This window comes from Bradyrhizobium sp. 613_E4_N2_2 (assembly GCF_052075995.1).
Lineage (GTDB): Bacteria > Pseudomonadota > Alphaproteobacteria > Rhizobiales > Xanthobacteraceae > Bradyrhizobium > Bradyrhizobium barranii.
The window spans coordinates 6,111,610-6,133,610 of record NZ_CP197234.1; the positions used below are offsets into that span (position 1 = coordinate 6,111,610).

General features: G+C 64.1%; 16 protein-coding genes. 10 read left to right on the forward strand and 6 right to left on the reverse strand.

Annotated elements, in window-relative coordinates:
• Positions 1-4 precede the first annotated feature (4 nt).
• Entirely contained in the window at positions 5-3,109 is a 3,105-nt protein-coding gene (locus tag AB7290_RS29365; protein ID WP_085403181.1) for a DEAD/DEAH box helicase, read from the reverse strand.
• A 371-nt stretch (positions 3,110-3,480) separates the two neighbouring features.
• Positions 3,481-3,741 (reverse strand): hypothetical protein, encoded by a 261-nt coding sequence (locus tag AB7290_RS29370; protein ID WP_071917581.1) that lies wholly within the window; start codon positions 3,739-3,741, stop codon positions 3,481-3,483.
• A 121-nt stretch (positions 3,742-3,862) separates the two neighbouring features.
• Here AB7290_RS29370 and AB7290_RS29375 point away from each other — a divergent pair, with 121 nt between their 5' ends.
• Positions 3,863-4,594: a DUF3750 domain-containing protein gene (locus AB7290_RS29375; protein ID WP_085403179.1), complete on the forward strand. Its 732-nt coding sequence runs from the start codon at positions 3,863-3,865 to the stop codon at positions 4,592-4,594.
• Between the two features lie 308 nt (positions 4,595-4,902).
• Here AB7290_RS29375 and AB7290_RS29380 read toward each other — a convergent pair whose 3' ends face one another.
• Positions 4,903-5,958 carry a LacI family DNA-binding transcriptional regulator gene (locus AB7290_RS29380; RefSeq protein WP_071915404.1) on the reverse strand — a complete coding sequence of 352 codons (1,056 nt, stop codon included), beginning with the start codon at positions 5,956-5,958 and terminating at the stop codon, positions 4,903-4,905.
• Between the two features lie 136 nt (positions 5,959-6,094).
• On the opposite strand from AB7290_RS29380, the gene AB7290_RS29385 reads away from it, so the two are divergent.
• Genes AB7290_RS29385 through AB7290_RS29405 form a run of 5 tightly spaced genes read left to right on the forward strand, consistent with a single transcriptional unit; the run spans position 6,095 to position 12,171 of the window.
• Entirely contained in the window at positions 6,095-7,111 is a 1,017-nt protein-coding gene (locus AB7290_RS29385) for a TRAP transporter substrate-binding protein (protein ID WP_085403215.1), read from the forward strand.
• A 5-nt stretch (positions 7,112-7,116) separates the two neighbouring features.
• A complete protein-coding gene (locus tag AB7290_RS29390; protein ID WP_094184275.1) occupies positions 7,117-9,027 on the forward strand; it encodes a TRAP transporter large permease in 1,911 nt (636 codons plus the stop codon).
• A 19-nt stretch (positions 9,028-9,046) separates the two neighbouring features.
• The gene (locus tag AB7290_RS29395; protein WP_014496479.1) at positions 9,047-9,586 is read left to right on the forward strand and encodes a VOC family protein; all 540 of its coding nucleotides are present in this window, start codon (positions 9,047-9,049) and stop codon (positions 9,584-9,586) included.
• Between the two features lie 15 nt (positions 9,587-9,601).
• A complete protein-coding gene (locus AB7290_RS29400; protein ID WP_085403178.1) occupies positions 9,602-10,810 on the forward strand; it encodes a ribulose-bisphosphate carboxylase large subunit family protein in 1,209 nt (402 codons plus the stop codon).
• Complete coding sequence (locus AB7290_RS29405) at positions 10,807-12,171, forward strand: four-carbon acid sugar kinase family protein (protein WP_245344193.1); 1,365 nt, start codon at positions 10,807-10,809, stop codon at positions 12,169-12,171. Before AB7290_RS29400 ends, AB7290_RS29405 begins: the two co-directional genes overlap by 4 nt.
• Before the next feature lie 53 nt (positions 12,172-12,224).
• Here the strand turns inward: AB7290_RS29405 and AB7290_RS29410 are convergent, their stop codons facing one another.
• Complete coding sequence (locus AB7290_RS29410; protein WP_085403176.1) at positions 12,225-13,250, reverse strand: glycoside hydrolase family 5 protein; 1,026 nt, start codon at positions 13,248-13,250, stop codon at positions 12,225-12,227.
• Positions 13,251-13,271: 21 nt separating this feature from the next.
• Entirely contained in the window at positions 13,272-14,558 is a 1,287-nt protein-coding gene (locus AB7290_RS29415) for an O-antigen ligase family protein (RefSeq protein ID WP_085403175.1), read from the reverse strand.
• Positions 14,559-14,788: 230 nt separating this feature from the next.
• Here AB7290_RS29415 and AB7290_RS29420 point away from each other — a divergent pair, with 230 nt between their 5' ends.
• The gene (locus tag AB7290_RS29420) at positions 14,789-15,925 is read left to right on the forward strand and encodes a GNAT family N-acetyltransferase (RefSeq protein ID WP_085403174.1); all 1,137 of its coding nucleotides are present in this window, start codon (positions 14,789-14,791) and stop codon (positions 15,923-15,925) included.
• Positions 15,926-15,953: 28 nt separating this feature from the next.
• Here the strand turns inward: AB7290_RS29420 and AB7290_RS29425 are convergent, their stop codons facing one another.
• Positions 15,954-17,177, reverse strand: coding sequence for an FAD-dependent oxidoreductase (locus tag AB7290_RS29425; RefSeq protein ID WP_085403173.1), 1,224 nt, complete (start codon positions 17,175-17,177; stop codon positions 15,954-15,956).
• Between the two features lie 472 nt (positions 17,178-17,649).
• Here AB7290_RS29425 and AB7290_RS29430 point away from each other — a divergent pair, with 472 nt between their 5' ends.
• From AB7290_RS29430 to AB7290_RS29440, 3 genes are all read left to right on the forward strand, one after another.
• Positions 17,650-18,996 carry a lipopolysaccharide biosynthesis protein gene (locus AB7290_RS29430; protein WP_085403172.1) on the forward strand — a complete coding sequence of 449 codons (1,347 nt, stop codon included), beginning with the start codon at positions 17,650-17,652 and terminating at the stop codon, positions 18,994-18,996.
• A gap of 227 nt (positions 18,997-19,223) precedes the next feature.
• Entirely contained in the window at positions 19,224-20,399 is a 1,176-nt protein-coding gene (locus AB7290_RS29435) for a glycosyltransferase family 4 protein (RefSeq protein ID WP_085403171.1), read from the forward strand.
• Positions 20,400-20,428: 29 nt separating this feature from the next.
• Positions 20,429-21,964 (forward strand): glucosamine inositolphosphorylceramide transferase family protein, encoded by a 1,536-nt coding sequence (locus tag AB7290_RS29440; protein WP_085403170.1) that lies wholly within the window; start codon positions 20,429-20,431, stop codon positions 21,962-21,964.
• Positions 21,965-22,001: the final 37 nt, after the last annotated feature.

Here is a 22,001-nt window from a genome sequence, read left to right on the forward strand (position 1 = left end):
TGCTTCACTCGTCCAGAAGCTCCAGGAATTCCTCGATCCGGCCGAACGGGTCCGCGTGCCCGCGGGCGGCGCAGACGACGCGATCGCCGTCTCGCTGGAGCGATCGCGCCCTGGATTTCCGCAGCCGCCCGGGGAGGAAAGTGGCAGCGACGGCCTCGGGCCCGACATCGAGCCTGACGATGCCACGCCGCTTGCAATCGATCCGGAGCCTCGCGGCCGCAAAGAAATCACGCGCCTCCGGCGGCAGCCTGCCGAAACGCCGCGAAGTCTCCTCCTCCAGGTCTTCCAGATCGTCGTCGCTCCGACATCTGGCGGCGCGGCCATAGATCTCGAGCCGCATTGCTTCCGATTGCACATAACCTTCAGGCAACATGTCGCCGACAGGCAGATTCAGATCCGGCACCCACAGAAAGGCGCCCGAGTCGTTCACTCTTTCCGAGGCGAGCTTCAGGAGATGACTGTAGAGCACCGGCCCGAACACCTGCACGTGCCCGGACTGCTGTTCGGAAAACAGATCGCCGGCGCCCCTGAGGTCCAGGTCGCGCTCGCTGATGGCAAAGCCGGCGCCGGGCTTGCTGAACTCCTCGAGGACGGCCAAACGCTTCTCGGACTGTTCCGAGGTCGACTCCGTCAGCAGATAAGCGAAGGCGCGCGTTCCGCCGCGTCCCACCCGCCCCCTGAGCTGATGGAGCTGTGCGAGGCCGAACTTTTCGGGCCAGCACACCACGATGGTATTCGCGCGCGGGATATCGAGACCGCTTTCCACGATGTTGGTCGCCAGGAGGACGTCCGCTTCGCCATCGACGAAACTCATCATGCGGTCGTCGAGGTCGTCGACGGGCATCTTGCCATGAAGGCAGACGATGCGGAGGTCGGGCGCCAATGATTGCACGCGCGCCAGCATCGGCTCCAGATCCTGGATGCGCGGGCAGATCAGAAAACTCTGTCCATGCCGCCGCCGTTCGCGGAGCAATGCTCCGGCAATGGCCGCATCCGACAGCGGAGCGATCTTGGTCACGATCGGAAGCCGGTGAACCGGCGGCGTTGCGATCACGCTGAGATCCCGGAAGCCCGCAAGACCAGCAGCGAGCGTGCGCGGGATCGGCGTCGCGCTCATCCAGAGCGTATGGGCATTCTTTGCCAGGCCTGAAAGCTTCGCCTTCTCCGCCGCTCCGAAGTGCTGCTCTTCGTCGATGATGACGAGGCCAAGATCGGCGAACTTCACATCCTTTGCAGAGAGCGCCTGCGTGCCGACAACGACTTTCAGCCTGCCGCTTCGCAGGCCCTCCTTGATCCCTCGCGTCTCCGGGCCGGAGGTCGCTCGCGACAGGCTTCCGACGTCGATACCGAGAGGACCGAAGCGCTTGCGGAAGGTTTCGACATGCTGCCGCGCCAGGACCGTGGTCGGCACCGCGATCGCCACCTGTTTCCCGGACAGCGCCACAGCAGCTGCCGCGCGCAACGCGACCTCGGTCTTTCCAAATCCGACGTCGCCGCACACCACCCGGTCCATGGGATGACCTGCCGCGAGATCATCGAGCACGTCCTGAATGGCCTTCGCCTGATCGACGGTCGGGAAATACGGAAAACGCGCAACGAACCTTTCATAGAGCGGCCCGGGTGCGACCAGTTTCGGCGCGCGGCGGCGGTGGCGCTGGCTGATGTGCTTTGCGAGCGCCTTGGCGGCGACCTGAATCTCCGCCTCGGCCTCGGTCCGCCGCGCCCACCATGTGCTTCCGTCCGCCTTGTCCCGCGCCAGCTTGCCGGGCTCGGCCGCATAGGGCCAGATCAAGGCAAGGTCGGCCGGCGGCACGAGAACGGCATTGTCTCCCGCGAACGCAAGCCTGACCATCTCGCGCCGCGATCCCGTCCCCATGGCGAGGGTCTGCAAGCCGTCGAGCAGAGCGAGCCCACGCTGCAAATGGACCACCGCCGCGCCGCGTTCCGGAACGTCAGGATGGTCGAACGCGGCCGTCCAGGCTCTCGCCATCGGCTGCGGATGATGGGCTCTGCTGCCGAGCACGTCGGACGCGGTGACGATGACGAGAGGCTTGCGGCCGGCCCCGACGAAGCCGGCATCGAAGTCGGCCAGGAACGCCGTTTCGCGCTCCCGTCCCTCCGTCGCCTCGCTCCAATCGGCACAGCGCTCCGCCTTGATGCCGCTCATCCGCTCCATCGCGCGAAGGTCATCCTCGACGGCCGCGACGAACAGCACCCGCGACCCGGCGCGTTGCATGTCGTCAATAAATGCGCGGAGGATCTTTCTTGGCGAAGAGGCCTTCGAGAAATCGGGCGTCGGCGTGAAGGCCGATTTTTGCGGAAGTACGCTGATGCTCTTCTTCAGCCGCTTCCAATCCGCCCGTCCGAGATACTCGCGCTCCGCATCCCTGCGGCCAGCGGCCTCCTCGATGGTGCCCAGCCAGATATCGGCGTGGCCCGGTACGCCGGCATCCACGATCCACCGCGCGCGAGCGCAATAATCCGGCAGCGTCGCCCGCTGCCCGCGCTTGCCTCCGAGCGCAATCTGTTCGGACATCGGATCGATCAGCAATTCCCTGGTCTCGTAGACGACCTCATGCTCGACCGGATCGACGGCAACGATCTTACGGATAACACCGTCGGAATGTTCGATCCTGAAAGGACCAAGTCCGCCCGCGGGAAACACCTCGAACGTCTTGCCGTGGAACAGGACGCCGCCCGGATATTCCGCCTCTTCGTCGAGGTCGTAGCCGAGAGCTTCCAGGCGGCGCTCCAGCTCGGCTTCCGAATAGGCCGCGCCCACTTTCAGGCTGAGGCTGGTCTTTGACCAGCTCGCCGGCAGTGGCAGCCGCTCCATGATGGCTTCTGCGGTCGATACGAGGAAGACCGGCTTCCTTGCCTTGGCGAGGCGCCGCAACACCGAGCTCCGCCTGCCCGCGATCTCGCGCGACGGCTCCAGACCATCGAATGGCAGATTGTTCAGTCGCGGGAACACCAGCACGTCGACCGAAGGGTCGAGCGCGTGGATCACGCCACCCAGCCGCTCCGCCCTGTTCTCATTGTCGCAGAGGAACACGAGGCCGTCGCGGCCAGACTTCTCCCACTGCTCGCGCAGATGCAGCGCCAGCATGCCGAGCGGCGATGAGGACGAGACCGTAGAACGCGACGCGCTCTTGCCTTTCGAGCCTTTGCTCTCTGTGCTCTTCGAACCCTTGCTCTTTGAACCCTTGCTCTTCGAGCTCTTGGTCTTCGGGCTCTCGCCTTTCGAGCTTTTGGCCTTGGTCTTTTTCGCGCCGGTCGCGGCCCGGGCTTTTTTGGTGGACGCCAATGTGTATCCAACTTTGTTTCAGAAATAGAGTCGCGCGCCGACGAGCCCTGCCGTAGAGCTCGGTCGACAACGCGGACTGGGCCTAAGCGCCCAAGCACGTCATTACAATTTCACGATTGCGTTGGAAAGCATGGATGCAAGCCCGGGAGGCCGCTTGCACGGCAAAATAAGGCCTACTGCAGGACCTTCGGCAGCACCACGACCACGTCGACGCTCTGCCCGAGGACTTGAGTCGCAACCACCGCGAGGTGATGCGAGAACTCGTCCTCGATCTCGCTCGCGCAGTCTTCGTCCCTGGCAATGGCGAACAGCAGATTGCCGTCGATCTCGTCGAATCGGATGCCGGCGAAGATGCGATCGAACGTCTCGGCGCCCGCGATGCCCGCGATTCGCGCCTGGATGGCCTGGTCTTCGATGAGGGACAGTTTCATCATAATCGGGAACATGGGGGCGCACCTCCCAAATGCAAGAGCAGAAGCGTGCTGGCGCGACCCGCCGGGCGAACTATATTAATCGTGTCGTCCCGCCTGCCCCCGTCTGCCCTTGAGGAAACTCTTGATTCTCTTCCTGCTGCTGGTCTCCGTGCCGATAGGACTGTCGGCCGGACGCTATTATCTGTTCGGCGATGGCCGGGGCAATTGGCAGACGGCGGATCGCTCGAGCGCCGGCCTGTTGCCGCCGGCATCGGCCAATCCGGACGCGCTGATCCGGGTCTTTGCCGCGCGCACGGTGCGGTGGCGCAGCATTTTCGCCGTCCACAGCTGGATCGTCGTCAAGGAGAAAGGTGCCAGCACCTACAGCCGATACGACTACACGGCGTGGGGCGACCCGATCCGGAGCAACGGATTTGCACCCGACGGCCGCTGGTTCGGCGCCATGCCCGAAACCGTCGTGGCGGTCGACGGCGCGCGGGCCGAAGCGCTGATCCCCAAGATCCGCCACGTCGTCGAGACCTACAAGTTCCGCGCCTACGGCGATTACAGCGCCTGGCCCGGACCGAATTCCAACACCTTCGTGCAGGCGGCGCTGGACGCCGTTCCCGAGCTTCGTGCCGTCCTTCCACCCACCGCGGTCGGCAAGGACTATCCGTACAGCGGACGCTGGGCCGGCATCACCCCTTCCCGCACCGGTCTCTACGCCTCGCTGTCGGGTTACCTCGGCATGACGGTCGGCTGGGTCGAAGGGTTCGAGATCAATTTCTTCGGCGCGGTGCTGGGCATCGACATCCGGCGGCCGGCGCTCAAGCTCCCCGGCATCGGCCGCCTGGGCGTCGCCGCCGGCCTGTAGAGCGCCTGCCGACGCCTCGCCAAACAAAAAACTGAAAAACAACCCCATGCACAGTAGAACCGCCCCTGGCCGGTTGGTCGCGGTGGCGCGGCTTAAGTCGAGATGAGGCTTGGGTGAATTGCCTTGCGCGCGCAGAACGAGAGGCATCTCTCCTGCAACGCACGTTGAGCTGCTCGACGAGCCCGATGTCTTCAGACGCCGGTCATTTGACTCGTCGGGCAAAACACCGGCAAAATTGCATCGTGCCCAATCAGGCCATGGATGCGCTCGACCAGGCCGGCCATGGGTCCAGCAAGCCGCCTTGGATCCTAGCCCCCAAGCGCCGGAATATTTTCGCGAAAGATGATCTCGCTGCGCGGCGCCTCGATGCCGTGCATGGCGCTGCGGCCGGCGCGCAGATTGTCGAAGATGCCGACACAGCTCATCATCGTGTTGAGCTGATTTTGAGTGATGACGGCATCCATCGTCCCATCGAGCAGAAAGCTGCGCGTATCCGAGGTCAGACCATGGCCAATGAAGACCACGTCACGCGCCCGGTTCATTTCGTTCAGGGCGCGAGCGACACCATCGGCGGCGCCGCCGATGTTGTAGATTCCGGCAAGATCCGGATGCTGGCCCAGCAGCATGCGCGTCTGGCGATAGTTGCGGTCGGCGTCATCATGGCCTTCGCGCAGGCCCACGACCTTGATGGCCGGGAATAGTTCTTCGAAGACGTGCAGAAAGCCCATTTCGCGTTCTTCGTGCGCGCGGTAGCTGCGGCTGCCCGCGATCATCGCGACCTTGGCCGGACGCTCGCCCAGAAAGCGCGCGATCAGATAGCCGGCGGTGCGTCCGATCGAGCGATTGTCCAGTCCGATATAGGCCGCGCGGCGCGCATTCAGGATATCCGAGATCAGCGTCACCGTCGGCACGCCGTGCTCCGCCAATCGGTCGACGGCTTCCCTCACGACGGGATGCTCGAGCGCCATGAAAGCGATGCCGTCGGCCTTGTCGCGGGCCCGCCAGAGCTGACGTGCCAGCAGGTCGGGATTGAAGCCCTTGATGGTGTCGACCTGACAATGGACGTTGAAGGGCGCGAGCCGGCCGTCGGAATGCGCGATCAGCTGCCCGAGCGTGGACAGGAAGCGGTTGGTGCCGGCCGGCAGCAGGAACAGCAGCCGCATCGGCTTGGGCCGCATCGCCGCCAGGATGTTCTCGGCCGGCATGTAGTCGAGCTCGGACGCGGCGGCGAGCACCCGCTGCTGCGTAATCGCCCGCACACCGGGCCGACGATTCAGCACGCGGTCGACCGTCGCCGTGGAGACGCCGGCCCGGCGCGCCACGTCAACGATGCGGCTCAGCGAAGGAGCCACTGGTTTATTCATTCCGGGGCCCAATCGTCGAATACATCAAAAACCATCATCTTTATCGTTTGACATGCTAGCTGAAAGTCGCAATTTTCGCATCAACATTGTCGCAGAAACATCAAATAACATCAAATCGCTGTTGGAGGAGAAGCCCATGTCCCTGACCCGTCGGCGCGCCTTGCAAGCCCTGTCCGTCCTCCCCGCCGCGGGCTTGATGGGCGGTCTCTCGCGCCCGGCCCGGGCGGCCGAGTTCTCGCTGAAATACGGCAACAACCTGCCGCTGACGCATCCCCTCAACATCCGCGCCCAGGAAGCCGCCGACCGCGTCGCCAAGGAGAGCAATGGCCGGGTCGAGATCGCCATCTTCCCGAACAACCAGCTCGGCGGCGACACCGACATGCTCGCCCAGGTGCGCAACGGCGCGCTGAACTTCTTCACGCCCTCCGCGCTCGTGGTCGCGACCCTGGTGCCGATCGCCGCGATCAATGCGGTCGGCTTTGCCTTTGCCGATTACGATCAGGTCTGGAAAGCAATGGACGGCGGGCTCGGCGCGCATATCCGTGCCGCCATGGCCAAGGTCGGCCTCCATACGTTCGAGAAGATGTGGGACAACGGCTTCCGCCAGATCACCAGCGGCGCCAAGCCGATCGAGAGCGCCAAGGACATGGACGGCCTCAAGATCCGCGTGCCCGTGTCTCCGCTCAGCATCTCCATGTTCAAGGCGCTATCGTCGTCGCCGACCAGCCTGCAATTCAGCGAGGTCTATTCGTCGCTCCAGACACGCATTGTCGACGCGCAGGAAAATCCGCTGCCGATCATCCAGGTGGCGAAGCTCTACGAGGTGCAGAAGTACTGCGCGATCAGCAACCACATCTGGGACGGCTTCTGGTTCATCGCCAACGCCCGCGCCTTCAACGCCCTTCCCGCCGATCTCAGGACCATCGTCAGCAACGCCATCAACGATGCCGGCTTGAAGCAGCGCGAGGACATCAAGACCTTCAATGCGACCGTGCAGGCCGATCTCCAGAGCAATGGAATGAAATTCACCACGCCTTCACCGGACTCGTTCCGCGCAAAACTGCGCGACTCCGGCTTCTACGGCGAATGGAAGGGCCGCTTCGGCGACGAAGCCTGGGCGCTGCTCGAAGGCGCCGTCGGCAAGCTGGCCTGAGCGCGATGACGATCGCAGAGCATCAGATGACGGACTATCTGGCGGCGGCCGGCCACCCTGCTTCCGCTGCGGGCACGCGCAAGCTTGCGAGCGCCTTTGGCACCGTCGACCGCTGGCTCGGTGCGGTGGTCGAGACCGCCGCGGCCGCTGTCGTGCTGGTCGAGATCGGCATCATGCTCGCCGGCGTCATCATGCGATACGTCTTCCACAGCCCGCTGATCTGGTCGGACGAACTGGCCTCGATCCTGTTTCTCTGGCTCTCGATGCTGGGCGCGGTGATCGCGCTGCGCCGGGGCGAGCACATGCGCATGACAGGGCTCGTCAGCCATGTCGGCCCGGGCGCAAGCGCCTTTCTCGACACGATCGCGGCGGTGGCGCCGCTAGCCCTGCTGGCGCTGATCCTGCATCCCGCCTTCGATTATGCGAGCGAGGAACAGGTCATCGTCACCCCGGCGCTGGAGATCAGCAATGCCTGGCGCGCAGCCGCAATTCCCGTCGGGATGACCCTGATGGCCGTCGTCGCCGCGATCCGGCTCGCGACGCATCACCGCCCCGCGCTGATCGTCGCGGCCTTCATCACCATCGCCGTCCTGATCGCCGTATTCTGGCTTGCCGGACCGCTGCTCGCCCCGCTCGGACGCTACAACCTCATCATTTTCTTCGTCGGCGTGGTCGCAGCCAACGTGTTCGCCGGCGTACCGATCGCCTTCTCCTTTGCGCTCGCGACCTTCGGTTATCTGGCGCTGACAACCAGCGTACCGATGATGGTGATGGTCGGCCGTCTCGATGAAGGCATGTCGCACCTGATCCTGCTCGCGGTGCCGCTGTTCATTTTCCTCGGCGCGTTGATCGAGATGACCGGCATGGCGCGGGCCATGATCCAGTTTCTGGCAAGCCTGCTCGGACATGTCAGGGGCGGACTGTCCTATGTGCTGATCGGGGCCATGTATCTGGTCTCCGGCATCTCCGGCTCGAAGATCGCCGACATGGCCGCGATCGCGCCGGTGCTGCTGCCGGAAATGCAGCGGCGTGGCGCCAAGCCTGGCGACCTCGTCGCGCTGCTGTCGGCCACCGGCGCGCAGACCGAGACCATTCCGCCGAGCATCGTGCTGATCACCATCGGCTCGGTGACCGGCGTCTCGATCGCGGCGCTGTTCACGGGCGGGCTGCTGCCGGCCCTGGTCGTGGGCACCGCGCTTTGCGTGGTGGTATGGCGGCGCTACCGGAACGAGGATCTGAGCCATGTGCGGCGTGCCTCGAAGCGCGAGATCGCAAAGCTCACAATGATCGCTCTGCCCGCCATCCTGCTGCCCTTCGTGATCCGCACTGCCGTGGTCGAAGGTGTTGCCACTGCCACGGAGGTCTCGACCATCGGCATCGCCTACGCCGTGCTGATGGGCCTTGTGGTCTACCGCCAGTTTCCCTGGCGGCGGCTGAAATCCATGCTGGTCGAGACGGCCTCGCTGACGGGCGCGATCATCTTTATCATCGGCTGCGCCACGGCGATGGCCTGGGGACTGACGCAATCGGGCTTCTCGCAACAGCTGGCGAAGGCGATGGCGGCGATCCCCGGCGGCGCCTACGGCTTCCTCGCGATCTCGATTGTGGCCTTCGTCGTGCTCGGCAGCGTGCTCGAAGGCATTCCGGCCATCGTGCTGTTCGGCCCATTGCTGTTTCCGATTGCCAAGCAGGCCGGCGTGCATGAAGTGCACTATGCGATGGTCGTGATCCTCGCGATGGGCATCGGCCTGTTCGCGCCGCCGTTCGGCGTCGGCTATTACGGCGCCTGCGCGATCAGCAAGATATCGCCGGACGAAGGCCTCAAGCACATCTGGGGCTATGTCGCGGCGCTCTTCATCGGCCTCGCCATCGTCGCGGCCGTGCCGTGGCTGTCGATCGGCTTCCTCAAATTCTGAAGATCATGGGAATCATGCAATGAGCCGTTTTTTTGGTGAGATCCGGCAAGCCGGCTACGTCGTTGACGACATCGAGAAGGCCATGGATTATTGGAGCCGCGAGCTCGGCATCGGGCCGTGGTTCTATAATCCGCGGGTTCCAATCGTGAACTACCACTATCGCGGCAAGGCCTATGAGCCGCACAATTCGGTGGCGCTGGCCAATTCCGGGCCACTGCAGATGGAGCTGATCCAGATCCGCAACGATGCGCCGTCGATGTATGCCGACTTCCTGAAAGCCGGGCATAAGGGTCTGCAGCACGTCGCCTACTGGACCGAAGACTACGACGCCGATCTCTCCCGTCTCGAAGCCGAGGGTTTCAAGCCGGTCATGAGCGGCGAAGTCGGCGCGCGCGGTCGTTTCGTCTATTTCGACACGGAGTATCATCCGGGAACGGTGATCGAACTGTCTGAAGTCTCCGGACCCAAGGGCAAGATGTTCGACCTCATCCGCGCAGCCGCCAAAGGCTGGGACGGACGCGACCCCGTGCGGCCGTTCCCCGATCTTACCAAGCTCTAGATTGTCTGCACTCCCGTGACGCAAAATCCCGTTCGCATCGAAGCCGACTATCTCATCGAAACGCCGGAAGATCCGCGTCTTGCCGCGGAAACCATGGCGGGCGAGCAGTCGAGCGGCACGTTCGTTGCGGTGCCCGGCGAAACGCCGGAGCTGAAGGCGCGTGCGGCCGCCCGAGTCGAGAGCATCGAGTTGCTTGATGCAATCTCCGCGCCGTCGCTCCCGGTCGCCCGCCCGATCAACCCCGATGGCCCCTGGAATCGCGCGCGCGTGACGTTGTCATGGCCGCTCGACAATATCGGCGCATCACTGCCCAATCTCGTCACGGCGATCGCCGGCAATCTCTGGGAGTTGCGCCAGCTGACCGGCCTGCGGCTGCTCGACCTGCGCCTGCCGCTCGCGTTTGCCGCCGCCTATCCCGGACCGAAGTTCGGCGTCGCCGGCACGCGCGAGCTGACCGGTGTCAGCGGTCGCCCGCTGATCGGCACCATCATCAAGCCGAGCATCGGACTCAGTCCGGCCGAGACGGCCTCTCTCGTCGCCACGCTGTGCGAGGCCGGCATCGACTTCATCAAGGATGACGAGCTGCAATCGGACGGCGCCTATTGTCCGTTCGACGCGCGCGTGCGCGCCGTGATGCGCGTCGTCAACGACCACGCCGATCAAACCGGCAAGAAGGTCATGATCGCCTTCAACCTCACCGGCGAGATCGACCAGATGCGCCGCCGGCATGATCTGGTGCTCCGCGAAGGCGGCACCTGCGTGATGGCGAGCATCAACTCGGTCGGACTCACAGGCATGGTCGAGATCGGCCGCCACACGCAGCTTCCCGTTCATGCGCATCGCAACGGCTGGGGCGCGCTGAACCGTCATCCGGCACTGGGCTGGGACTATACGGCCTGGCACAAGATCTGGCGGCTGGCCGGCGCCGACCACATGCACGTCAACGGCATCGGGAACAAGTTCAGCGAGACCGATGACAGCGTGGTCACATCCGCAAAGGCGGCGCTGACCCCGATGTTCGCGCACAAGCCGTGCATCGCGATGCCCGTGTTCTCCTCGGGCCAGACGCCGGCGCAGGCTGCACCGACCTGGCGCGCACTCGGCTCGACAGATCTGATCTTCGCAGCAGGCGGCGGCATTCTCGCCCATCCCGACGGACCGGCCGCCGGCGTTGCCGATTTGCGCGCAGCATGGGATGCCGCGATGGCGAGTCCGCAGCCGTGAGCGGCGCGTCCGCCCTGCCCGACGGTCCACTCGTTGCCTTCTATGGCGACGATTACACCGGCTCGTCCGCGGCGATGGAGGCCCTCACCTTCGCGGGCCTGCCGACCATCCTGTTCCTCGAACCTCCGACGCCCGAACGTCTCGCTTCTATCGGGCAGTACCGCGGCATCGGCATCGCCGGCACGGCGCGCGCGAAGGATCCGGCCTGGATGGAGCAAAACCTGCCGCCGGCTTTCGCGGTGCTCGCAGGTATCGGCGCGCCGATCGCACACTACAAGGTGTGCTCGACCTTCGACTCCTCGCCGCAGATCGGCTCGATCGGGCGTGCGATCGATCTCGCCGTGCCGCAGCTCGGCGGAAGCTGGCATCCACTGCTCGTGGGATCGCCGGCGATGGGCCGCTATCAGATGTTCGGCCATCTGTTCGCGGCCGTGAATGGCGTCGGCCATCGTCTCGACCGGCACCCGACCATGTCGCGTCATCCAGTGACGCCGATGGACGAGTCCGATCTCGGCCGGCATCTTGCAAAACAGACGGCGCGATCGATCGGACTGATCGACTTCGTCACCATGGCCAATGGCGGCGCGGATCTGGCGCTGATGCGCGCGAGGGGCGCTGGCACCGAGATCATCTCGCTCGACGTGCTCGACCAGGCATCGCTGATCGAAGCCGGCCGCCTGATCTGGGAATATCGCGGCGAACGTCTCTTTGTCGCCGGCTCGCAAGGTGTCGAGCAGGCCCTGGTCGCCTATTGGCGGTCGGCGGGCCTGATTCCCGACAGCAAGCCCGATCTGCGCCTTGCCGGCGTCGAGCGCATCGCCTGCGTCTCCGGCTCCTGCTCGCCCGTCACCGCCGCGCAGATCGCGCATGCCGCGGACAACGGCTACGACGTCGAGCGGCTCGATGCGACGCGCGCCGTCGACGCGGCGGAATGGACCAGGGAGATCGGCCGCGCTGTCGCGCGTGCGCTCGCAGCACTCGCGTCGGGGCGCGATGCGCTCCTGATCACCGCAAGCGGACCGGACGATCCCGCCATCGGCGCACTCAACGCGGCCATCGAGGCGAGCGGCGCAACGGCGAGTGCAGTAAACGAGCGCATCGGCGCGGGGCTCGGCCAGGCGCTGGACTCCATTCTGAAAACCGCGCGGCTCCCGCGCGCCGTGGTCGCCGGCGGCGACACGTCCGGCCATGCGCTGCAGGCAATGGGCATCTATGCGCTGACCGCGATCGCCCCTCTCGCGGAAGGCGCGCCACTCAACCGCGCATCATCGGATCGCGCGCATGCGAACATCGAGATCGCGCTCAAGGGCGGACAGGTCGGCGGGATCGATCTGTTCTGCCGTGCCAGAGACGGCGGTTAGCCGTCACTGCAAGGCGATCGCGATCTGGCCGATATTGGCCGTGAACCGCGGCTTCATCGGGCCGGCGGGATCAGGGCGCGCAGGATGTCGGGCTTCCAGGCCTGACGCGCGCTGTCAAAGGCCGCGAAATCATGGTCGAACTGCCAATAGGCCCATGCCCAGCCACGTCTGTCGGCGCTTCGCGCCACGAACGACAGGTATCTCTGGCGACTCTCGGATGGAGCCCGTTCGTAGACCCCGAACTCGCCGAGATAAACCGGGCGTTTCTCTCGCTCCGACCACCGGCTGACCTTCTCGAAATCAGCGGCCGCCTTGGCTTCATCGTCCGGACTGCCCCAATCCAGCGGCCCGATGCGCGCGAACGTCTCGGACCATGGCGCACCCTGATGCGTGAAGCGTATCGGCGCGTAATAATGAAAGGCGACGATGAGATTCCTGTCGCCGGCGGGGAGAGCCAGATCGTCGATGGGAATCTCGTCCGTGTTGAGAACGGCAGCAATGACCCGCCGCTCGGGGTTGGTGCGGCGGATGATGCCGATACATTCGTTGAGGAGCGAATTCCAGCTGGCGGACGTCATCTGTCCCCCCGGCTCGTTCAAGACCTCGAAGACGAGCCCGGGATATCTTCCGGCATAGCGCTCCGCGATCTGCCGCCAGAATGCCCTGAGCTTCTCGCCGCATTCGGATACATCACGCTGACAGACATGCGTGTCGTGCTCGTCGACGATGGGAACGAGGTTCCTGGCGAGGATTTCCTCGATGACGGCATCAAGCCTTCTCAGCACGGCCTCATCCAGCACATTCCCGCGATCCATGAACTTGAAGCCGAAGAAATTGATCCTGACGTGCGAGAATCCGGCCTTTCTGATCGCCGTCAAATTGTCCAGACGGAACGGCGCGTTCTGACCGCCCTCCCAGATTCCGTCGTAACCGAGAATGTTGATCCCGCGTCCCAACTTTGCCGCATCACGAGGCACGGCCGGCCCGGCGCCATGGGCGTCGGAGCAGAGCGATGCGAAGACGAAAGCCGCTGCGGCAAGATTGAAGCTTCTCGACCAGCGAGCGCGGGGGGCGGTCATCCTGCTTCCATTCCGTAAGGGTTAGAAATCGGTCTCCGGCACCGGCCTGCACGTTGCAAGGAGGAACGCCACGAGGAGCACCGACGTGAACATGGTCGAGCGAAGGAACGTCGTCTCGGTGAAATTGGTCTGAAAGCTGAGGGCGACAAATCCGATGATGAGGGCACAGTGCGCCCGATGGATCGATCGTGCGGAAATCAAATAGAGCACCTTGTTCGAGAACAGAAGAACACTCGCGGCGAAAAGCACGTAGCCCAGAAACCCTGTTTCCATCAGAATCGCGATATAGCCGCTATGATAGTTGTCGAGCACCCAACCGTGGTTCTGCTCGAAATAATCGTAGATCGACGGGATCGTCCAGAAGCCGTTGATTCCGAAGCCGAGCAGCGGCGCATCGTCGAAATGGCTTATCGCGTAGTGCCAGATGAAGGTCCGCTCGGTAAAGTTGACGGTCGCATCGCCAATGTGGATGGCGTCGTATCCGGTCGCATAAAAATAGACGATCAGGAAGCCGGCCATAACGCACATGACGAACGGCAGGATCGCATAGAGCCTCATGCAGCCGACCGACCACATCGAGGTCACGAGCAGCGCACAAGCCGCCAGGGCGACAGCACCGGCGCCGCGCGATTCCGACGCGAGGACGCAGGTCGACGCCAGCAGGAACGCGACGAGGAACGCCAGCCACCCCTGCCCCGTCATCTTCCGGTAGCAGGAGAAAAACATCAGATATGCGCCGACAAAGCCCAGCGTCTGCTTCGATTCATAGACGCCCTGCCATTGACCATTGTGCATCCAGCTATGGTCTACCCCGATATCGGGCACGGCGAGCGCGCAAAGCGCCGATGCGGCGACCAGTATGAAAAGCCCGGAGGATGTCGCCTTCACGACATCGTCGATATCGATCCGCGTGATCATACAGAACGCGCCAAACGTCGTCATTGCAAGAGCGGCGCTCTTCATGATGGCTGCGGCATTCAGAGTGGTCCACAACACCGAGACGACCGCCAGCGTGTAGAATGCGAGGAGCGCGATCAGATCCGGGTTGAACGCCAGCTGCAGACGCGGGCGCACGAACGCGCTTGCGTAGATCAGCACGCTCCACATCAGCAGAGCGACCGCCTGTTGCAGATAAGTCAGTCCAGCCGGCAGTATCGCCGTATTGAATGTCCCCATCGACGCGACGACATTGACGGTGATCGATACGCAGATGACGAGCCTGGCGATCTTCTCGACGCCGGCACTGCGCGTCTTCCAGATCGCGCTCGTGAGTGCCCCGGAGTCTCTCTCGGTCTGCAGGATGGTCATGCGGTGACTTTCCCTTAAGCTTGGTTAATTATCTGCTACTGCGGGTTGATCTGCCGGGCCCCGGCACCACGAAATCTCGAAGCTTCGGGCATTGATAACGATACGGCCCCTGCTCGATGCGTTAATGCAAATCGCACCCCGCTGGTGCCTCGGCCGTCACGACCCTGCTATACAAGCGCGGGATCCGGCTCGATCGACTTCTCCGGACTATCTGGTTTCCGTGGTCACGCATGAATAAGCCGAGCAATACATTCGATATCGCCATCGAGCAGGCGTTCGACTTCCTGTCTCCGGAATACGCGGCGCTGTTCGACAGCTCTGCCGCGACCGCGTTTCAGCATCCGCTCTGGCTGGACAGCCTCTACGCCAGGCTCGCATCCCATGCAGGCGCGACGCCGCTGGTCGTCGTGGTCCGCCGTCGTACGACGGGGGCACTGGCGATGGTGCTGCCGCTACTTCGAATCCGCCGCGGCCCGATCCGCACCATCGAATTCGCCGATCTGCGCGTATCCGACTATCTGGCGCCGGTCTGCAGTCCCGAGGTGTTTGCCAGCCTGCTGGAGGACGAAGCGGCCTGCGCGGAGATCCGGCGCCTCGTCCGCCCGTTCGACCTGCTCCGCATGACCAAGCTGCCCGACGGACGGCTTCCGATCGAGAGCTTACTCGGCGCGCCACGCCGCGTCTCGATGGAGACGAACGCCTACGCGACCGTTCTCGTCGTCCCGTTCGAGCAATGGCGTGCCAGCGCGCTGGATCGCTCCTATCAGAAGGAGCTCGCCAAGAAATATCGCCAGCTCCAGAAGAAGGGAGCATTGAGCTTCTCATGCTGCGACGACAGCGCCTCGATCTCCGAGGCGATGGACGCGATGAAGCAATATCGCGGCCCGCGCTTTCACGCCCAGGGCGACGGCGACCTGCTCCAGCGCCCCGAATATTACAGCTTCTATTCCGACGTGGCGGCCCGCGGTCTCGGCTCGTTCGTCCGACTCTACGCCATGAAGATGGACGGCGGCGTGATCGCCGCCGTGCTCGGACTGCGCCATCGCGGCAGCTTCCTCGTCATCATGAGCGCCTTCGATATCGACGGGTACAAGAGCCAATCCCTGGGCTCTCTGATGTTCGAGCAAGTGGCGAGGGATTGCATCGAGCGCGGCGATCAGATGCTCGACTTCACGATTGGCGACGAGCCGTACAAGAAATTGTTCGGCGGCCAGCCTTCGCCGATGTGGATGGTCACGCAGGCCGGCAGCACCGCGGGCGCCATCAGCCTGTTCGCGCTGAAGCAGGCTCCCTGGCTCAAACTGGCGGCCAAGCGGCTGTCGGATTTCAGGCTCCTGCCGGCCCGCACCCCGACGCCCACGCGCTAACCGAAACGCAAGCGAGCGGGCGCAGAGCTCACGCGCGGAGCGCGCCGCGGACGCGTCCGAGCCAGCCCGGATGCATCTGATCGACACGATGCGTGAGACTGCGCCGCAGGAAGTGCAACCGGCGTCGCACATCCCATTCGATATCGTTGCGGGACGTCAGGGCCTGACGGAAGCGCGCCATTTTCAGCGACCGCTGGTCTGCCGCGAGCTTGTCGGGATCGGAATAGAACTGCGAGATCTTCTCCGTGCCCATGCCGGCGCTTGCGAGCCAGCGCGGTGCGTACTCCGTGCAAAGGCGATCGACGTCCACCAACAGGCGGGCGACGCCCGTGCCGGCGGCGGGACAATTGGTCTGGAACGCATCGCCGATGAGGACGATTCCGGGCTGAAGGTGTCCCTCCACCACGGTCAGATCCATCACCCAGTTCTGCACCTTGTCGGTCACGTGGAAATCGCCGAGGTAAGGCCGCAGTCCCGGCAGCAGCCGCAGGACGGTTGCTTCCGGTTCGCGGCGCAGCTCGCGCATGATCGGATCGGTCGGGTCGCGGAACATGAACAGATTGGCCCGCATGCCTGATGGCACCGGGAACAGGCTGAGATAGTCGATGCCGTCAGCGGTACGCTCGCCGTAACAGGTCAGCGCCTCGAAATCGAACGGCGTGCCATCGCGGCGCGCGATCGTGAAGCCGAACGACACCGAATGGCGCTCGGCCAGCACGCGCCGCTTGATGCCGAGCTTGTAGCCGAGAGCTCCCGCCATGCCTGTGGCGAGCACGACGAGCCGCGCGTCCAGGCGTCGTCCCGACGCAAGCTCGATATGCTGGACATCGTCGCTGGGGCTGATTGCGGTGACTTCGTCGACGATCAGATTGGGCGGATCGGGCAGCTGGCTGCGCGCCATGGCAACGAGGCCGGCATAGGAAAACCCGTAAGCCTGGCCGACGCTGACATCGACGACCTTGCCTTCCCGGATATTGAGCACCCGGTCATACCGGCAGGCGACGTTCGCGAGCGCATGGAGGAAACCCAGCTTGCGGAACATCTCGAGCTGCTGGCCACCGAGCTTCTCGACCCGGAATTCGTCCGGATGCACCGCGCGCTTGTCGACGAGTGCGACGCGATGCCCCGCCCGCGCAAGCACGGACGCGGCGAGCGACCCCGCAAGGCCGCCACCGACGATCGCGATGTCTGCGACGATGGCCGCAGTCGCAGCTGCATCGCTCGGCTCGGTCACGGGTCTATCCGTCGTCATGGTTTAGGGCTCCACGGTTAACGGTGGTTCCATGTGCAATTCCCTCGCCTGATGTCGTATCGCAGAGCCAAACGCGATCATTTCCGGCGATTGAGGTTAACGGGTCGCCGGACACATCCGTCCCGGCACGCGCCTTGCTCAGAACGACCTCGAAATACTGCTGTCTCGTCAGACCAAGCGTCCGAATTCGTTCCAGAGAGGCCATTCCAATGCTCGAACAGCCGCAGGCCGGCCGGCTTCGCCCCGCATCTTGCACCGGCACGACATCGCGCCGCTTTTCGATCGAGCCGGTGCCCGGTCAATCTGGCACATCGGGGACGCGGCTGTTCCGCAGTGAAGCAGCGGCGTACGACCTTCGTCGACGACAGACGACGGGACCTCAAGACCGCGCATTAACACTCGCATTTTTCCGGCATGCTAGGCTCTCGCCGTCCTTGCAACGCCCATCTTCGGGGAACGCTCCGCATCTTCGATGATCGATTCCATTGTTCAATTTCTGCGGCGTGACGTCACGCGCGGTGTCGTCGGGACCATCCTTCTGAAGGTTGGCAGCGGCGCGCTCGCGTTTGCGTTGTTCTCGCTGGCAGCGCGAACGATGACGCCCGATGGATTCGGTATCTTTGCGACCTGGCTTTCGGTTGCCCAGATCGCCGCAGTCGTAGGACTGGTCGGTCAGGAAGCATTGCTGGTGCGATTCCTGAACGAGTATGAGGTCGGCGACAGGCCAGACCTCACCAAGGGCCTCCTGCTCTCCAGCTTCAGGATTTCCGCCGTCGCGATGCTGATCGCGATCGCCGCGGTTGCGTTGGTTGCGCACTTCAGAGGGGATTTGTGGCTGCTGATCCTCGCCGTCTCGGCCTACACCGCCGTGAGCGCCGGATTGATGCTCGGCAGCCAGATCGCGCGCTCGCTGGTCAGCATTATCATGGGCGAAGGCAACCGCGAGTTCTTCTGGCGGGTTTTCGTCGTGCTGTTTCTGCTCGCCATGCTGTTCGGGCATCGGCAGCTCGATCCCGCCGAGCTGATCGCCGCAATGACGATTGCGATGTCGGTGGGCCTCGTCGCACAGATCATTGCGATCGTGCGGGCGCTGCCGGATTTGCGCGCGACCGCAGCGAATTCCGAAGCAACGCGCTGGCGATCGAGCGCGCTGCATTTCTGGCTTGCGTCCATCCTTGAAGTCGCGAACCAGTATTTCGACGTCATTCTGGTCTACTGGATGCTGGATCCGGCGACCGCCGGCATCTACTTCGCGGCGTCACGCCTCGCCAACATCTTCGCCATGCTTTCCGCCGCGCTGTACTCGTTCGGCGCGCGCCGGCTTCCTTCGCTCTACTTCAGCAAAAATCACCACGAATTCGAGCGGACGCTGCAGCTCATGGCGGAAGTGACCGCGCTTTGCGTGGTCGCAGGCCTCGCGATGATCTGGATCGGCGGCCCCTATCTCCTCAACCTGTTCGGGCCTCATTTCACCGAGCAGCACTCGGTGCTGATCGTGCTGGCGATCGGAACGGCCATCCAGGCCGCGGGCGGTCCGTCGGCGGCGATCCTGCAGTTGACCGGCCATGAACGCATCTACGTCCCCGTCGTCGCCGCAAATGTCGCATTGAGACTGGCCGGATTCCTCGTCCTGATCCCCTGGCTCGGCGTGCTTGGCGCGGCGATTGCGGCCACCGTGTCGCTGGCGCTCACGACCATCGCGCTCAATATCTTGTGTCGCCGGCGAACCGGGGTCGATCCCTCGGTTCTCGTGCTGTTGCGCTTCTCGGCGTGGCGACGCGGCCGCTATGCGGTGCGCAGCGCCGACTCCGCCGAATAGGCGTCAACCGTACGATCGGCCTGGTTGATCCGCGACGGCGCGCAGGTCCCGTTGGTTAACGCGCTCGCTGCGCACCACCCGGGAACCAGCAGAATTCCCGCGAGAACGCGGCAATCGGCGGCTCGCGCATTAACTCCGTTTGTTGCTAGTCGGTGTCTGCCCGATGCCTGCATGATAGGTACGGGGTTAAGAAGGTGAAGATTTCGTTTCTTTAGCGGTCGGGATCCGTGCTCCACTACCAGCCGAACAAGGAATTGGGCGAGACGACCGCGACAGAACTGGCGCGGCTGAACGGCAGCGAACGAAAGCTGCACGTCCTTCTCGTACAGACCCAGGCCGAGAACGCGGGTGCGCAGGAGATCTCCAGGCTTCTCGGCGCCGGCCTCTCCGCGCGCGGCCATCGCGTCTCCAACCTGTTTTTCTTCCGCAAATCGGATTCGTTCGACGAGCCGCCCGAGACGTTCTATTGCGCATCGAGCCGGCCGGGCAATCCGGTTGCGCTGCTGCGGATGCTGTGGACGCTTGGCGGTCATATCAGAGCCACGCGCCCCGACGCCGTCCTGACCTTCCAGCATTTCGGCAACGTCATCGGCGCGGGCGTGACGCGCCTCGTCAGCCGCGCCCCTGTCGTCGCCAATCAGGTTTCATCCGCGCTGTCGATGAGCTGGCCGATCCGCACGGCCGACATCGTCATGGGCAGCGTCGGCTTCTTCGACCGCATCACGCTGAACTCAAAGGACATGGAGCGCGAGTATTCGCGCTACCCGCAGGCCTACCGGTCGCGCATGGTGCATGTCCCGCACGGCTTCGAGGACAAGGCTCTCATCCTGCCGAAGGGCGCCGCGCGACAGAAATTCAACCTGCCGCCGGACCGCGTGTTGCTCGGCTGCGCGGCGAGGCTGCATCCGCACAAGCGGCTCGATGCGGCGATACGCCTCCTGCCGGACGAACCGTCGTGGCACCTTGCACTCGCCGGCCAGGGCGCCGACGAGGCACGACTGCGGCAGCTCGCAGACGATTTGAAGGTCTCGGACCGATTGCATCTGCTCGGCGAAATCGCGCCACGCCAGATCGCGGATTTTCTCGCCTGTCTCGACATATTCGTGTTTCCTACGCAGGCCGAGACCTTTGGCCTCGCCGCCGTCGAAGCCGCCAACGCCGGCGTTCCCTCGGTCGTCACGGATCTTCCCGTGCTGCGCGAGGTGCTGTCCTTCGAAGGAAAGCCCACTGCCCTCTTTGTCGATGCTTCAGATCAAGCGAAGCTGTCGGCTGCCGTCTCCAGACTTCTGACCGACCAAGCACTGAGCGACGAACTGCAAAAGAACGCCAAAGGCCTGAGGTTGCGCTATTCGGTCGATGCGATGGTTGAGGAATACGTTCAAATCCTCAACCGGGTCGTCTGAGCCGATGCGTTGGAATAGGTTAGCTCGACATGATCATCGAGTTTCGCTGCGAACGTGACCATGCGCGGCGGTGGATGCACCGCCAGACGCTGTCGATCGACGGCCGGGACGTTCCGGTTCAAATCGCGTTGACTGCAACGGCGGAGCCACGGCCCGCGGGGCTCGACGCCCTGTTCGAGCTCGAGCGCGTGGTGCTGCGTAAAGGCAGGCATAGCGGCGCCGACGGGCTGAAGATCGATCCGGAACAGACGCAGGCCCGCACCGGCACGGCCGATGTAATCGTCGATTTCACGAGCGCCGCGCGCGATCCGGACTGTTCGGCCCGGCTGTATCTCCGCCCGTTGTTCAACGGAACTGCGGGTGAAAACGCGGCACTCGCGGCGATTCTCGCCGGCGACCTGCCCGTCATCGAGATCGTCAACGAGGTCGACGGCGCGGTGCTCGATCGCGGCCATCCCTCCGCAGAGATCGCGGCCGGTTTGAGCGGTGGGCTCGAAACGGTCATGGCGCGAACCCTGACCATGGTGGCGGCCATCCTGTCGGGACGGCCGCGTATCGTGCCGCAGCTGGCACGCCAGGCCCGAGCCGGCAACGGCCGGCCGCCGGCGGCCTATGTCGTGCGCGGCCTCGCCGTATCGATCGCCAAGGAGATCTACCGCCTCTGCTGCTATGCGCCGCATTGGCATGTCGGATGGCGCTTCAATGATGGCGCGGGTGTCTGGCAGACGGGAGATCTCTCCGGGCCTCGCTGGAACGTTCTCGCCGATCCCGGAAATCATTTCTACGCCGATCCCTTCCCGATCACCTGGCAGGGACGAACATTCGTCTACTTCGAAGATCTCGATCATCGGGTTGGAAAAGGCATCATTTCGGCCGTCGAGTTCGGCGACGCCGGCCCGGTCGGCGACGTCGTGCCCGTGCTGGAGGAGCCCTGGCACCTGTCCTATCCGTTCCTGATCGAGGACGATGGCGAGTTGTGGATGATCCCGGAGAGCTCGCTCCACGGGGACGTCGCGCTCTACAAATGCATTCGGTTTCCGGACAAATGGGAGCGACACGCTACGCTGCTCTCGGGCCTCGAACTGGCCGATGTGACCATCACGCAGCACAACGGTCTGAACTACCTGTTCGGAGCCTGGCGAGACGGAACCGGCGGCTATTCGGATTCGCTTGCGATCTATCACGCCGAGCACCTGCTCGGCCCCTGGTTGCCCCATGCCAGCAACCCCGTCCTGATCGATCGCGCAAGTGCGCGACCCGCGGGGAATTTCGTCACCATCGATGGCAAATTGTGGCGGCCGGTGCAGGATTGCGCCGACGGATATGGCGCCGCGCTCGGCCTCGCGGAAGTGGTCGAACTGTCTCCGTCGACGTTCAAGCAGGTCGTGCGCCACTCCCTCAGGCCCGGACCGGCATGGCCCGGCAGAAAGCTGCACACGCTGAACCGCTGCGGCCGGCTCGAGGTGATCGACGGATCGCGCGTTCAACCCAAGACCCGGGCCTTCGCAAGCAAATTTCCATCGCTCGTCTTGTCCCCGCGAACCAGTCCCCACACCGCCTGTTAGCGCGTGGCACGACGGACGGCGTGGATCACAATGCCGC

Excerpts from the sequence above, each read along its gene's own strand:
- AB7290_RS29365 (WP_085403181.1), bottom strand. The coding sequence starts at position 3,109 with ATGCTGGCGCTGCATCTGCGCGAGCAGTGGGAGAAGTCTGGCCGCGAC.
- AB7290_RS29370 (WP_071917581.1), bottom strand. The coding sequence starts at position 3,741 with ATGATGAAACTGTCCCTCATCGAAGACCAGGCCATCCAGGCGCGAATC.
- AB7290_RS29380 (WP_071915404.1), bottom strand. The coding sequence starts at position 5,958 with ATGAATAAACCAGTGGCTCCTTCGCTGAGCCGCATCGTTGACGTGGCG.
- AB7290_RS29385 (WP_085403215.1), top strand. The coding sequence starts at position 6,095 with ATGTCCCTGACCCGTCGGCGCGCCTTGCAAGCCCTGTCCGTCCTCCCC.
- AB7290_RS29390 (WP_094184275.1), top strand. The coding sequence starts at position 7,117 with ATGACGATCGCAGAGCATCAGATGACGGACTATCTGGCGGCGGCCGGC.
- AB7290_RS29395 (WP_014496479.1), top strand. The coding sequence starts at position 9,047 with ATGAGCCGTTTTTTTGGTGAGATCCGGCAAGCCGGCTACGTCGTTGAC.
- AB7290_RS29410 (WP_085403176.1), bottom strand. The coding sequence starts at position 13,250 with ATGACCGCCCCCCGCGCTCGCTGGTCGAGAAGCTTCAATCTTGCCGCA.
- AB7290_RS29415 (WP_085403175.1), bottom strand. The coding sequence starts at position 14,558 with ATGACCATCCTGCAGACCGAGAGAGACTCCGGGGCACTCACGAGCGCG.
- AB7290_RS29420 (WP_085403174.1), top strand. The coding sequence starts at position 14,789 with ATGAATAAGCCGAGCAATACATTCGATATCGCCATCGAGCAGGCGTTC.
- AB7290_RS29425 (WP_085403173.1), bottom strand. The coding sequence starts at position 17,177 with ATGACGACGGATAGACCCGTGACCGAGCCGAGCGATGCAGCTGCGACT.
- AB7290_RS29430 (WP_085403172.1), top strand. The coding sequence starts at position 17,650 with ATGATCGATTCCATTGTTCAATTTCTGCGGCGTGACGTCACGCGCGGT.
- AB7290_RS29440 (WP_085403170.1), top strand. The coding sequence starts at position 20,429 with ATGATCATCGAGTTTCGCTGCGAACGTGACCATGCGCGGCGGTGGATG.